Source organism: Pseudomonas sp. Pseusp3, assembly GCF_047304225.1.
Taxonomy (GTDB): Bacteria; Pseudomonadota; Gammaproteobacteria; order Pseudomonadales; family Pseudomonadaceae; genus Aquipseudomonas; species Aquipseudomonas fluorescens_CD.
Genome location: NZ_JBGLYV010000137.1, coordinates 1 through 13,474, shown reverse-complemented (window position 1 = coordinate 13,474; position 13,474 = coordinate 1). Strand labels below are relative to the sequence as shown.

11 protein-coding genes and 1 pseudogene are annotated in these 13,474 nt (G+C 60.0%); 9 read left to right on the top strand and 3 right to left on the bottom strand.

Annotated elements, in window-relative coordinates; all coding sequences use genetic code 11:
• A pseudogene (locus ACCD00_RS27975) lies at positions 1–347 on the bottom strand (acyl-CoA dehydrogenase); the annotation flags it as partial.
• Between the two features lie 155 nt (positions 348–502).
• Between ACCD00_RS27975 and olsB the strand changes: the two are divergent.
• Positions 503–1,258: an L-ornithine N(alpha)-acyltransferase gene (gene olsB / locus ACCD00_RS27970; protein WP_057716074.1), complete on the top strand. Its 756-nt coding sequence runs from the start codon at positions 503–505 to the stop codon at positions 1,256–1,258.
• Positions 1,258–2,049, top strand: coding sequence for a lysophospholipid acyltransferase family protein (locus ACCD00_RS27965; RefSeq protein ID WP_413428488.1), 792 nt, complete (start codon positions 1,258–1,260; stop codon positions 2,047–2,049). The genes olsB and ACCD00_RS27965 overlap by 1 nt, the downstream gene beginning before the upstream one ends.
• A gap of 108 nt (positions 2,050–2,157) precedes the next feature.
• Here the strand turns inward: ACCD00_RS27965 and ACCD00_RS27960 are convergent, their stop codons facing one another.
• Positions 2,158–2,736 carry an ACP phosphodiesterase gene (locus ACCD00_RS27960; protein ID WP_413428487.1) on the bottom strand — a complete coding sequence of 193 codons (579 nt, stop codon included), beginning with the start codon at positions 2,734–2,736 and terminating at the stop codon, positions 2,158–2,160.
• A 170-nt stretch (positions 2,737–2,906) separates the two neighbouring features.
• Between ACCD00_RS27960 and ACCD00_RS27955 the strand changes: the two genes are divergently transcribed.
• The 4 genes from ACCD00_RS27955 to ACCD00_RS27940 all read left to right on the top strand — a co-directional run bounded on the left by ACCD00_RS27955 (position 2,907) and on the right by ACCD00_RS27940 (position 6,358).
• Complete coding sequence (locus ACCD00_RS27955; protein WP_007983055.1) at positions 2,907–3,209, top strand: ArsR/SmtB family transcription factor; 303 nt, start codon at positions 2,907–2,909, stop codon at positions 3,207–3,209.
• Between the two features lie 37 nt (positions 3,210–3,246).
• On the top strand, positions 3,247–4,413 hold the full coding sequence (locus ACCD00_RS27950) for an MFS transporter (RefSeq protein WP_413428486.1): 1,167 nt from the start codon (positions 3,247–3,249) through the stop codon (positions 4,411–4,413).
• Positions 4,414–4,443: 30 nt separating this feature from the next.
• Complete coding sequence (locus ACCD00_RS27945) at positions 4,444–5,493, top strand: alkene reductase (protein WP_413428485.1); 1,050 nt, start codon at positions 4,444–4,446, stop codon at positions 5,491–5,493.
• A 211-nt stretch (positions 5,494–5,704) separates the two neighbouring features.
• Positions 5,705–6,358, top strand: coding sequence for a hypothetical protein (locus ACCD00_RS27940; RefSeq protein ID WP_413428484.1), 654 nt, complete (start codon positions 5,705–5,707; stop codon positions 6,356–6,358).
• A gap of 252 nt (positions 6,359–6,610) precedes the next feature.
• Here the strand turns inward: ACCD00_RS27940 and emhR are convergent, their stop codons facing one another.
• Positions 6,611–7,243, bottom strand: a complete 633-nt coding sequence (emhR, locus tag ACCD00_RS27935) for an efflux system transcriptional repressor EmhR (RefSeq protein ID WP_413428483.1) — start codon at positions 7,241–7,243, stop codon at positions 6,611–6,613.
• 277 nt (positions 7,244–7,520) lie between these two features.
• Here emhR and ACCD00_RS27930 point away from each other — a divergent pair, with 277 nt between their 5' ends.
• The 3 genes from ACCD00_RS27930 to emhC are packed head-to-tail and all read left to right on the top strand — an operon-like array spanning position 7,521 to position 13,303.
• A complete protein-coding gene (locus tag ACCD00_RS27930) occupies positions 7,521–8,678 on the top strand; it encodes an efflux RND transporter periplasmic adaptor subunit (RefSeq protein ID WP_413428482.1) in 1,158 nt (385 codons plus the stop codon).
• A gap of 3 nt (positions 8,679–8,681) precedes the next feature.
• The gene (emhB, locus tag ACCD00_RS27925; protein ID WP_413428481.1) at positions 8,682–11,843 is read left to right on the top strand and encodes an efflux RND transporter permease subunit EmhB; all 3,162 of its coding nucleotides are present in this window, start codon (positions 8,682–8,684) and stop codon (positions 11,841–11,843) included.
• On the top strand, positions 11,843–13,303 hold the full coding sequence (emhC, locus tag ACCD00_RS27920; protein WP_413428480.1) for an efflux RND transporter outer membrane subunit EmhC: 1,461 nt from the start codon (positions 11,843–11,845) through the stop codon (positions 13,301–13,303). The genes emhB and emhC overlap by 1 nt, the downstream gene beginning before the upstream one ends.
• Positions 13,304–13,474: the final 171 nt, after the last annotated feature.

The following is a 13,474-nucleotide window of genomic DNA, read 5'->3' as shown; positions in this document are numbered from 1 at the left end:
GCCACCAGCAGCCAGTCGGCGGCATCCCCGGCGGTGACGAAATCCTTGCGTCCGCTCAGACGCAAACCGCTCAGCCGGGTTTGCATGTCGGCCGGGCGCAGGCTGCGCCGTTCGGTGGCACACAACGCGCCGAGGCTCAGTGGCGCACTCGGCCAGAGCATGCGCAAGGCCGCTTGATACCCCACCAGAAATGCCAGCCCCGGTGTCGCCATCAACCGCCCGCCGAGCACTGCCAGTTCAAACGGCGTGACCGTTCCCAACTGCTGCAACAAGGTCGCGAAACCCTCGGCAAGATCCGGGTTGGCGGGCAAGCGATCGCGGCGGTTCAACAGGGATTGCCAGGGCATAAGAGGCTCCTTGAGGGCTGTCATATAAGCATCACCAAAGCTTAATGGCGATGACACCGGGGCTACATAGCCTGACTTTGCACAACACGGCTAGACAAAGAAAGTCGATTCGCTGTAGCCCAAAGACGGGTGAGCAGCCCGCACGGAGATTCGCCATGACTCAGATCGCCCGCATCAGCGACACCGGCAACGAACGCCGCCTGCAAGCCGAACGCCTGCTGGGCGCCGAGGCGTTGCAGGAAGCCCAGGCCTTGCGCTTCAACGTGTTCAGCGGCGAATTCAACGCCAAACTCAAGGGCGCTGAACTGGGTCTGGACATGGATGACTACGACGTTCATTGCGCCCACATCGGCGTGCGTGACTTGAACACCGGGCGTCTGGTGGCGACTACCCGATTGCTCGACCACACGGCTGCCAGCAGCCTGGGCAAGTTTTACAGCGAAGAAGAATTCAGCCTCCACGGCCTGGTGCACCTGCAAGGCCCGATCCTGGAAATCGGTCGCACCTGCGTCGACCCGGCCTACCGCAACGGCGGCACCATCGCCGTGCTCTGGGGTGAACTGGCCGAAGTCCTGAACCAGGGCGGTTATAGCTACCTGATGGGTTGCGCGAGCATTCCGATGCAGGATGGCGGCGTGCAGGCCCACGCGATCATGCAGCGTTTGCGCGAGCGCTACCTGTGCACCGAACACCTGCGCGCCGAGCCGAAAAATCCGCTGCCAAGCCTGGACATCCCGTCGAACGTGATTGCCGAAATGCCACCGCTGCTCAAGGCCTACATGCGCCTGGGCGCGAAGATCTGCGGCGAGCCATGCTGGGACGAAGACTTCCAGGTCGCCGACGTGTTCATCCTGCTCAAGCGCGACGAACTCTGCCCGCGCTACGCCAAACACTTCAAGGCGGCTGTGTAATGAGCCGGTTACGGGTGTACGCGCGAATCGCGCGAGTGCTGATGGTGGTGACGCTGGGCCTGGGCATGGCCAGCGTGTTCGGAATATTCGAGCGCCTGGGCATGGCCCATTCGATGGCGCGTCGTCAGCGCTGGTCGCGGTTTTTCATGGCCCGCCTGAGCAACGCCCTGCCCTTTGACGTGACCGTCCACGGCGAGCTGCCGAAGGCACCGATGCTCTGGGTCAGCAACCACGTGTCCTGGACCGACATCCCGCTGCTGGGCATGCTCACGCCGCTGTCGTTCCTGTCCAAGGCCGAAGTGCGCACCTGGCCAGTGGCCGGCTGGTTGGCGGCCAAGGCCGGCAGCCTGTTTATCCGCCGTGGCTCGGGTGACAGCCAGTTGATCCGCAAGCAGATGACCCGCCACCTGGAACAAGCCTATCCACTGCTGATGTTCCCGGAAGGCACCACCACTGATGGCCGTTCGCTGCGTACCTTCCATGGTCGCCTGCTGTCCGCCGCCATCGACTCCGAAGTGGCGATGCAGCCGGTGGCAATTCGTTACGTGCGTGATGGTAAGCCTTGCGCGCTGGCACCGTTCATTGGCGACGATGATCTGCTCTCGCACCTGATGCGTCTGTTCGCCAGTGACCGTGGCGGCGTGGAGATTCATCTGCTCAAGCCAATCGAGTGCCAGGGCCGGGAACGCGCGGCACTGGCGTTCGAAGCGCAGCAGGCGGTGCAGAAAGCGTTGTTCGGGGCGATCCCGGAAAAACAGCAAGCCCCGATGCGCCCAGCTATCGCAGCCTGAACGAATATCCCCTGTGGGAGCGGGCTTGCTCGCGAATACGGAGTGTCATTCAGCTCAAATGTCAGCTGATACACCGCATTCGCGAGCAAGCCCGCTCCCACAGGGGTTTTATGTTGTTGGATAGCTCCGGGCGAAATCCTGCAACTGCGGATAGAACAACCGAAAGTCCTCGCTCAACGGTTCATACAACCGCCGCAACTCCTGCATCGCCGCTGCCAGTTCCTCCGGCCGGGTCAGGCGACGCGAGATCCCGCGCAATACCTGCTCCAGCACTTCGAACTCCCGATAAGAACCCAACCAGTCATTGGCCACCATGTGCGGTGCAATCTGCGCCAGCCGCCCCGGCAATTGCCGTTCGCTGGACAGCACCCGGTAAACGTCCGAGGTGAACAGCGCCAGGGGCCGGTCGGCATACAGCGCCCAGTCCCGGGCCAGGCAATGGTCGAAAAACACGTCGAGCACGATCCCCGCGTAGCGACGACGGGTCAGAGAAAAACGCGACAACGCGACATCCACCAGCGGATGCCGATCGGTGAACACGTCGATGCTGCGGTGCAACTGGATAGCCCCCTCGATTTCCGGAGCGAACTGCCCTTGCAGCCGTCCCTTGACGAAATCGCCATACAGGCTGCCGAGCAATTGACCAGGACGCTGGCCACCGAGGTGAAGATGTGCGAGATAGTTCATGGGCGCAGCTTAGCACTGCCCCATTGCCTTGTTACACTCAACATATCGTTATAACTCGATATATCGAAATGTGAGCTGGTCAGAGCCAAATCATATTTGTATATCGCGAAATACCGATTTAAAGTTCGCCTCATCGCGATATAGCGTTTTAAACATCACGAGCCCACATCATGACCATCAATCTCGACGAAATAATAAAAGCCCTGGCACACCCAGTCCGGCGAGAAATCCTGCACTGGCTCAAGGACCCGACCGTCGAATTTCCCGACCAGTCCCACAGCAACGAACACGGCGTTTGCGCCGGGCAGATCGATCAGCGTTGCGGCCTGTCGCAATCCACGGTGTCCGCACACCTGGCGACCCTGCAACGCGCCGGCCTGATCAGCAGCCGCAAAGTCGGCCAGTGGCACTTTTTCAAACGCAACGAGGAAACCATCCAGGAATTCCTCAAAACATTCAGTAAAGAGCTCTGACCCTTAACGTCAGTCAGCTTAAAAAAGGAATTACCCCATGCCCCTCTCGCTACTCATCCTGGCCTTGAGCGCCTTCGCCATCGGCACCACCGAGTTCGTCATCATGGGCCTGCTGCCCAACGTGGCGGCTGACCTCGGTGTGTCGATTCCCGGTGCCGGCTGGCTGGTGACCGGTTACGCCCTGGGCGTGGCCATCGGCGCGCCGTTCATGGCGCTGGCCACCTCCAGGCTGCCGCGCAAGGCTGCGCTGGTGGCGTTGATGGGCATTTTCATTATCGGCAACCTGCTCTGTGCAGTGGCCAGTGACTACAACGTGCTGATGTTTGCCCGTGTGGTGACGGCCCTTTGTCATGGCGCCTTCTTCGGTATCGGTTCGGTGGTGGCTGCCGGCCTGGTGCCTGCCAACAAACGCGCTTCGGCCGTGGCCTTGATGTTCACCGGCCTGACCCTGGCCAACGTCCTCGGCGTACCGCTGGGCACTGCCCTCGGTCAGGAAGCCGGCTGGCGTTCGACCTTCTGGGCCGTGACCGTGATCGGTGTGATCGCACTCATCGGCTTGATCCGCTTCCTGCCAGCCAAGCGTGATGAAGAAAAACTCGACATGCGCGCCGAACTGGCCGCGCTCAAGGGCGGTGGCATCTGGCTGTCCCTGAGCATGACGGCACTGTTCGCCGCCTCGGTGTTCACTCTGTTCACCTATGTCGCGCCGCTGCTGGGCGAAGTCACCGGCGTCTCGCCCCGTGGCGTGACCTGGACCCTGATGCTCATCGGCCTGGGCCTGACGGTCGGCAACATCATCGGCGGCAAGATGGCCGACAAAGGCCTGGCCGCCACGCTGATCGGCGTGTTCATCACCATGGCCGTGGTGTCCACCGTGCTGACCTGGACCAGCGTCGCGCTGATCCCGACCGAAATCACCCTGTTCCTCTGGGCCACCGCGTGCTTTGCCGCCGTACCGGCCTTGCAGGTGAACGTGGTGACCTTCGGCAAAGACGCACCGAACCTGGTGTCGACCCTGAACATCGGCGCTTTCAACATCGGCAACGCACTCGGTGCCTGGGTCGGCGGCAGCGTGATCGCCCACGGCTTCGGCCTGACCAGCGTCCCCCTCGCCGCAGCGGCCCTGGCGGTACTCGCCCTGCTGGTCACCCTGATTACCTTCCGTCAGAGCGGCAATCCCGATCTGGCCCCTGCTACCAACTGACAGACCATTACCTCACGAGGGTTGCATTAAATGACGACTATTTTCGATCCGATCAAACTGGGCGACCTCGAGTTGGCCAACCGCATCATCATGGCGCCACTGACCCGCTGCCGCGCCGACGAAGGTCGCGTGCCGAACGCGCTGATGGCCGAGTACTACGTACAGCGCGCTTCCGCCGGCCTGATCCTCAGTGAAGCCACGTCGGTTACCCCGATGGGCGTCGGCTACCCGGACACCCCGGGCATCTGGTCCAACGATCAGGTGCGCGGCTGGTCCAACGTGACCAAGGCTATCCATGGCGCGGGTGGCAAGATCTTCCTGCAGTTGTGGCATGTGGGCCGCATTTCCCACGGTTTGTACCTGAACGGTGAAGCCCCGGTCGCGCCGAGCGCCATCCAGCCAAAGGGCCACGTCAGCCTGGTTCGCCCGTTGGCCGACTTCCCTGTCCCGCGCGCCCTGGAAATCGCTGAAATCGCCGACATTGTCGACGCTTACCGCGTCGGAGCCGAGAACGCCAAGGCCGCCGGTTTCGATGGTGTGGAAATCCATGCCGCCAACGGTTACCTGCTCGACCAGTTCCTGCAAAGCGGCACCAACCAGCGCACCGACAACTACGGCGGCTCCCTGGAAAACCGTGCGCGCCTGCTGCTGGAAGTGACTGACGCCGCCATCGAAATCTGGGGTGCCGGCCGCGTGGGGGTGCACCTGTCGCCACGCGCCGACTTGCATGACATGGGCGACGACAACCTGGCCGAAACCTTCACCTACGTCGCAAGCGAACTGGGCAAGCGTGGCATTGCCTTCATCTGCTCGCGCGAGAAAGAAGGTGCCGACAGCCTCGGCGCACAACTCAAGGAAGCCTTCGGTGGCCCCTACATTGCCAACGAGCGCTTCACCAAGGACAGCGCCAACGCATTGCTCGCCAGCGGCAAGGCCGATGCAGTGGCCTTCGGCGTACCCTTCATTGCCAACCCTGACCTGCCGGCACGCTTGCAGGCTGACGCGCCGCTGAACGAAGCGCGTCCGGAACTGTTCTACGCCAAGGGCCCGGTCGGATACATCGACTACCCGACGCTGTAACCGGCAACCGTTGAAAACCAAAAGCCCCGACTCGAAAGAGCCGGGGCTTTTTAATTCTTACCGCTCAACTAATGAAACAACATCAGCATTGCAAGCAAGTTACCCTTCGATCTACTTTTATAAAACCAAAAATAAAAACCAACTTCCCCACACCACAAGCGCTCTCGCCATCAAACACCATAACCAACCTGACAGCTCGAAAGGAATCGACATGACTAATACTCAAGACAATGACACCGACAGCACTTATGAAAGTCTGCTTTCTTTTTTCAACCTGACCTCTATTGGCTTGCTGTATCAACTCTCACCCCACTTTCTCGATAAGGAAAACCAGGCAATGCTTGAAGACCTGGTGGGCAAGGCCAAGGTTGAAATTATTGGGTTCATCGAGGAAATTGAGGCAGCGAAAGCCCTGAGTCAGCAGATCGAGCAGTGGCGCACTCAAGAGACAGATCCGAAACACACGCGTGTAATAGTGAAAATCATAAATAACACGTCTCATGTATTCAAAATCTCGCAGACCAGCCTGCCACTGAGCCAAGCAGATTTCGACACCTTTGAAATTCCCGACGACAGCAAAATAGCGTTCAAATCCGAGTTTGCCTACGAGTTCACACCTCCCCGTAAAAAAGGCAAAATCATGTTCAATCACTTTATAGACTTCACCGATCAGGATGTCTGTATTCGCTTTGATCTCGGCATGATCATGAATTCTTCTTACGGTTTTTTTACACCCACACTCAGACCAACGAGAAAAAGCACTGTGACTTCGATTGGCAAGTCCAGGTTAAACTGTTCAAGCACAATCACCAGAACGAATGATGACGCCCCCTGCAACTTCGAGGTGGAAATCACTTTAGGTTGATGAGACTTTGAGTTTTTTCGATCAAAGCTGACTCAGCTCCCGGCCTCATCAGCAGGAAATACTGTTCTGATGGGGCTGAGTCAGCCTCGCTCCCCCCTCCCTTCACACCCAAGACACAAAATCCCTACAAAATACTGAGCTGGCTGCCTGTCATCCCGCCCGGGGTACGTATATAAAAGCACCCCATTACGGCACATCGAGTGACGAAAAGGTCCCCGGCCGACACACGCGGAGCCAATTACGTATTTTGTTTCATTTGCGCAGGCTGGGGCTCAAGCGCAGCATATCCAGTCCGGTATCAACCCAACGCTCGGCTTCGGTGTGCAATTGAAAACTGTCGGGGGCCAGCAACCACTGGTACAGGATGCCGTCTATATAAGCATGCAAGCTGATCGCGGCGCGGGCGGTGTCGAGGTTTTCCGGCAACTGACCGCGGTTCACGGCATTACTCAGGGCCAAGCCGATCCGCACATTGCATTCGAGGCTGGCCGACACGCGTTGTTGGCGCAGGTCGCACATTTCATCGGTGAATTCGCACTTATGAAAAAGAATCTCATTGATGCGTCGGGTTTTCGGGTCCAGCGCAATTTGATGAAACAAATGAATCAACAGTTTGCGCATGCAACCCAGGGGATCGAGTTCGTCTTCGCTTTCGCTGGCCTTGGCCATTTCTTCCAGTGGCTCATGCAAGGTGTCGAGCATGGCCTGCACCAGATCCGCCTTGTTGCTGAAATGCCAGTAAATGGCCCCTCGAGTGACGCCGGCCAGGGTCGCGATGTCCGCCAGGGTCGTGCGCGCCACGCCTCGCTCGAAAAAGGCCTTTTCGGCCGCCACGAGAATTTGCGCGCGGGTTTCCTGAGCTTCCTCTTTGGTACGACGGACCATGGCAGTACAACCTCAATCAGGGTGCTTCAGCGATGTCTGAATATCAGCTGAATAAAAGTGGGGCGAACGTTCTGGGGGTTCGTCCCCGGCCTACAATTCCAACCTTTCAACGGTTTGTGTAACGGCTGGTGTAACGGTGTTGATACGCAGCCTGGGTATTTACAAACAGCCATGTACGTAAGTATATTCCTTAGCAAGCTACTTATCCACTCGGCATACACTTTTCAACCTTCCACCTTTCTAGTGCGCTCCTTGCGCGCCTGACCCGAGGATTTTCATGCAATTCAAGCCAGCTGTTACCGCTCTGGTCGCCGCCGTCGCCCTGGCATCGCTGCTCAGCGGATGCAAAAAGGAAGAGGCAGCACCGGCCGCCCCACCGCCTCAGGTCGGCGTCGTGACTCTGCAACCTCAAGCTTTCACCCTGACGTCCGATCTGCCAGGCCGCACCAGCGCATTCCGCATTGCCGAAGTCCGTCCTCAGGTCAACGGCATCATTCTCAAGCGCATGTTCAAGGAGGGCAGCGACGTCAAGGCCGGTCAGCAGCTCTATCAGATCGATCCATCGATCTATGAAGCAACGCTCGCCAGCGCCGAAGCGAACCTGCGTTCGACCAAGTCGATTTCCGACCGCTACAAGCAATTGGTCGACGAACAAGCCGTAAGCCGTCAGGAATACGACACCGCAGTAGCCAACCGCCTGCAATCGGAAGCCGCGCTGCAAACCGCGCAGATCAATGTGCGCTACACCAAGGTCAACGCCCCGCTGACCGGCCGTATCGGCCGTTCCTCGGTGACCGAAGGCGCACTGGTCAGCAACGCCCAGGCCGATGCGATGGCGGTGATTCAGCAAATCGACCCGATCTACGTCGACGTGACGCAGTCCTCGGTCGAGCTGCTGCAACTGCGCCGTGAGCTGGAAAGCGGTCGCCTGCAGAAAGCCGGCGACAATGCGGCCTCGGTCAAGCTGACCCTCGAAGACGGCAGCGACTACAAGCTGGACGGCAAGCTGGAGTTCTCCGAAATCTCGGTTGACCAGACCACCGGCTCCGTCACCCTGCGCGCCATTTTCCCGAACCCTGACCACACCCTTCTGCCAGGCATGTTCGTGCACGCCAAATTGCTGGCCGGTGTGAACAGCGCGGCGATCCTGGCCCCGCAGCAAGGCGTGACCCGCGACCTCAAAGGTACGCCGACCGCACTGGTTGTCGGCCCGGACAACAAGGTCGAACTGCGTCAACTCAAGGCCAACCGCACCGTCGGTAACCAATGGCTGATCGAAGACGGCCTGAAGGCCGGCGATCGCCTGATCACCGAAGGTCTGCAATTCGTCAAACCTGGCATCGAAGTCAAGGCCAGTGAAGCGACCAACGTAGCCGTAAAGAACCCGGCCCCCGCCCAGGTAGCTGACAAAGCCTCTGGCGGCCAAGGGGAGTAAACCATGTCGAAATTTTTTATCGACCGTCCGATTTTCGCCTGGGTAATTGCCCTGGTGATCATGCTGGTCGGGGCACTATCGATCCTCCGGTTGCCGATCAACCAGTACCCGAGCATTGCGCCTCCAGCGATCGCCATCTCCGTGGCCTACCCGGGTGCTTCGGCACAAACGGTTCAGGACACCGTGGTTCAGGTGATCGAGCAACAGCTCAACGGTATCGATCACCTGCGTTATGTCTCGTCGGAAAGTAACTCCGACGGCACCATGACCATTACCGCGACCTTCGAGCAAGGCACCAACTCCGACACCGCGCAGGTTCAGGTCCAGAACAAGCTGAACCTGGCGACCCCGCTGCTGCCGCAGGAAGTGCAACAGCAAGGTATCCGCGTCACCAAGGCCGTGAAGAACTTCCTGTTGGTGATCGGCGTGGTGTCGCGTGACGGCAGCATGACCAAGGACGACCTGTCCAACTACATCGTGTCGAACATGCAGGACCCGATCTCGCGGACCGCCGGTGTCGGCGACTTCCAGGTGTTCGGTTCCCAGTACGCCATGCGCATCTGGCTCGACCCGGCCAGGCTGAACAACTACAACCTGACCCCGATCGACGTCAAAACCGCCATCGCCGCGCAGAACGTCCAGGTGTCGTCCGGCCAGCTCGGCGGCCTGCCTGCCCTGCCCGGCACCCAGTTGAACGCGACGATCATCGGCAAGACCCGCCTGCAGACCGCGGAAGAGTTCGACAAGATCCTGCTCAAGGTCAACAAGGATGGTTCCCAGGTTCGCTTGAGGGATGTTGCCGAAGTCGGTCTGGGGGGCGAGAACTACAGCATCAACGCCCAGTTCAACGGTGCCCCGGCTTCCGGCCTGGCCGTGAAACTGGCCACCGGTGCCAACGCTCTCGATACCGCCAAGGCCCTGCGCGCGACCATCGACAGCCTCAAGCCGTTCTTCCCGCAAGGGATGGAAGTGGTGTTCCCGTATGACACCACTCCGGTCGTAACCGAATCGATCAAGGGCGTGGTTCACACCCTGGTCGAAGCGGTCGCCCTGGTGTTCCTGGTGATGTTCCTGTTCCTGCAGAACTTCCGTGCCACCATCATCACCACGATGACCGTGCCGGTGGTATTGCTCGGTACATTCGGCATCCTCGCGGCCGCCGGTTTCAGCATCAACACCCTGACCATGTTCGGCATGGTGCTGGCCATCGGCTTGCTGGTGGACGACGCCATCGTCGTGGTGGAAAACGTCGAACGGGTGATGAGCGAGGAAGGCCTGTCCCCGAAAGAAGCCACCAAGAAGTCCATGGGCCAGATCCAGGGCGCACTGGTCGGTATCGCCCTGGTGCTGTCGGCGGTTCTGCTGCCAATGGCGTTCTTCAGCGGTTCCACCGGTGTGATCTACAAACAGTTCTCGATCACCATCGTCTCGGCCATGGCCCTGTCGGTACTGGTCGCGCTGATCTTCACCCCGGCACTTTGCGCCACCATGCTCAAGCCGATCCCGAAAGGCGAGCACGGCGTACCCAAGCGCGGCTTCTTTGGCTGGTTCAACCGCAATTTCGACCGCGGCGTTCGCAGCTACGAACGCGGTGTCGGCAATATCCTGCAGCGCAAGATCCCGTATCTGCTGGCGTACCTGCTGATCGTGGTTGGCATGATCTGGCTGTTCACCCGCATTCCAACGGCGTTCCTGCCTGAGGAAGACCAGGGTGTACTGTTCGCCCAAGTGCAAACCCCGGCCGGCTCCACAGCCCAGCGTACCCAGGTGGTCGTCGATGAAATGCGTGAATTCCTGCTGCGCCCGGGCAAGGATGGCGGCGAGGGCGATGCGGTGAACTCGGTGTTTACCGTGACCGGCTTCAACTTCGCCGGCCGTGGCCAGAGTTCGGGTATGGCGTTCATCATGCTCAGACCCTGGGACGAACGTAACGCCGAGAACAACGTGTTCAAGGTGGCGGCCCGTGCCCAGCAGCACTTCTTCACCTTCCGCGATGCCATGGTATTCGCCTTCGCGCCACCGGCGGTACTGGAACTGGGTAACGCCACCGGTTTCGACGTGTTCCTGCAGGACCGCGCCGGTATCGGCCACGAAAAACTGATGCAAGCGCGCAACCAGTTCCTCGGTATGGCCGCACAAAGCAAGATTCTCACTCAGGTGCGTCCGAACGGCCTGAACGACGAACCGCAATACCAGCTGGAAATCGATGACGAGAAGGCCAGTGCCCTGGGCATTACCATCGCCGACATCAACAACACCCTGTCGATTGCCCTGGGCAGTAGCTACGTCAACGACTTCATCGACCGCGGTCGGGTGAAGAAGGTTTACGTGCAAGGCAAGCCAGGCGCTCGAATGGGCCCTGAAGACCTGCAAAAGTGGTACGTGCGCAACGCCAGCGGCACCATGGTTCCGTTCTCGGCGTTCGCCAAGGGCGAGTGGATTTACGGTTCGCCGAAACTGGCTCGCTACAACGGCGTGGAAGCGATGGAAATCCTCGGCGCCCCGGCACCGGGTTACTCCACCGGTGAAGCCATGCTCGAGGTCGAAGCCATTGCCAAGAAACTGCCGGCGGGCGTCGGTATTTCCTGGACCGGCCTGTCGTACGAAGAACGTCTGTCCGGTTCGCAAGCGCCGGCGCTGTACGCCCTGTCGCTGCTGATGGTGTTCCTGTGCCTGGCGGCGTTGTATGAAAGCTGGTCGATTCCGATCGCGGTGATGTTGGTGGTACCGCTGGGGATCATCGGTGCACTGATGGCCACCAGCCTGCGCGGTCTGTCCAACGACGTGTACTTCCAGGTAGGTCTGTTGACGACTATCGGTCTGGCGGCGAAAAACGCCATTCTGATTGTCGAATTTGCCAAGGAACTGCACGAACAAGGGCGTAGCCTGCGCGATGCCGCAATCGAAGCCTGCCGCATGCGTCTGCGACCGATCATCATGACCTCGCTCGCCTTCGTGCTGGGTGTGGTACCACTGGCGATATCCACGGGCGCAGGTTCCGGTAGCCAGCATGCAATCGGTACGGGCGTGATCGGCGGTATGATCACGGCCACTGTGCTGGCGATCTTCTGGGTCCCGCTGTTCTTCGTCACCGTGTCGTCCATTGGCCAGCGTAAAATCGCCGACCAGGATGACGCTATTGAAACTTCTAAAGAGGCTGGCTAATGAGCAAGTCGCTACTCTCCCTGACAGTCGCCGCCTTCGTGCTCGGTGGTTGCTCGCTGATACCTGATTATCAGCAGCCCGAAGCGCCGGTGGCGGGGCAGTACCCGCAGGGCCCGGCGTACTCGCCGGCCCAGGCACCGGCGCAAGCCGCTGCCGAGCAGGGCTGGAAGCAGTTTTTCCATGACCCGGCGCTGCAACAGCTGATCCAGGTTGCCTTGGAAAACAACCGGGACCTGCGTGTCGCGGCCCTGAACATCGACGCGTTTGCGGCTCAGTACCGCATCTCCCGCGCCGATCTGTTCCCGGCCGTCTCGGCCAACGGCACCGGCAGCCGTCAGCGCGTTCCGGCTGACGCTTCGCAGACCGGCAAAGCCGGCATCACCAGTTCCTACTCGGCCACGGTCGGGGTCAGCGCCTATGAACTCGACCTGTTCGGTCGGGTTCGCAGCCTGAACGAAGAAGCGTTGCAAAAGTACTTCGCCACTGAAGAAGGCCGTCGCAGCACGCAGATCAGCCTGGTGGCCAGCGTGGCCAACGCCTACCTGACCTGGCAGGCCGACAAGGAACTGTACAAGCTGACCCAGGACACCCTGGCCACCTTCGAGGAGAGCTACAAGCTCACCGCCCGCAGCAACGAAGTCGGCGTCGCTTCGGCCCTGGACCTGGCGCAGTCGCGCACCTCGGTGGAAAACGCCCGTGCGCAACTGGCCAAGTACACTCGTCAGGTCGCCCAGGACGAGAACAGCCTGGTGCTGCTGCTCGGCACTGGAGTCCCGGCCAACCTGCAAGCGGCCAAACCGCTTGACGACGACCTGCTGAGCGACGTTCCGCCCGGCTTGCCGTCGGACCTGCTGCAGCGTCGTCCGGACATCCTTCAAGCCGAGTACAACCTGAAGGCCGCCAACGCCAACATCGGCGCGGCACGGGCTGCGTTCTTCCCGAGCATCAGCCTCACGGCCAATGCCGGCACCCTGAGCCCGGACCTGTCCGGCCTGTTCAAGGGTGGTTCGGGCACCTGGCTGTTCCAGCCGCAGATCAACCTGCCGATCTTCAACGCCGGCGCCCTGAGCGCCAGCCTGGATTACTCGAAAATCCAGAAAGACATCAGCGTGGCGAATTACGAGAAGTCCATTCAAACGGCCTTCCAGGAAGTCGCCGACGGCCTGGCCGCCCGCCAGACCTACGTCCAGCAGTTGCAGGCACAGAAAGATTTCGTCAGTGCCAACCAGGCGTACTACGGCCTGGCCGAGCGTCGTTACCGCATCGGTGTCGACAGCAACCTGACCTTCCTCGATGCCCAGCGTCAGCTGTTCAGTGCGCAACAGGTGTTGATCACCGACCGTCTGGCGCAACTGGTCAGCCAGGTCAACCTGTACAAGGCCCTGGGTGGTGGCTGGAACGAACAGACGGCGAAGAACGAGCCGTTGAAAGAAGAAGCGCCGAAGATGAAGTATTTCTGATAGCGCTGTGAAAACGAGAAGCCCACCTTTTGGTGGGCTTTTTGTTGGCTGCGAGAAAACTGTGGTGCCCGGACTGGCCTCTTCGCGAGCAAGTCCGCTCCCACATTCAACCGCGTTTCTTTCTGGAAGAACCCGGTTAAATGTGGGAGCGGGCTTGCTCGCGAAAGGGCC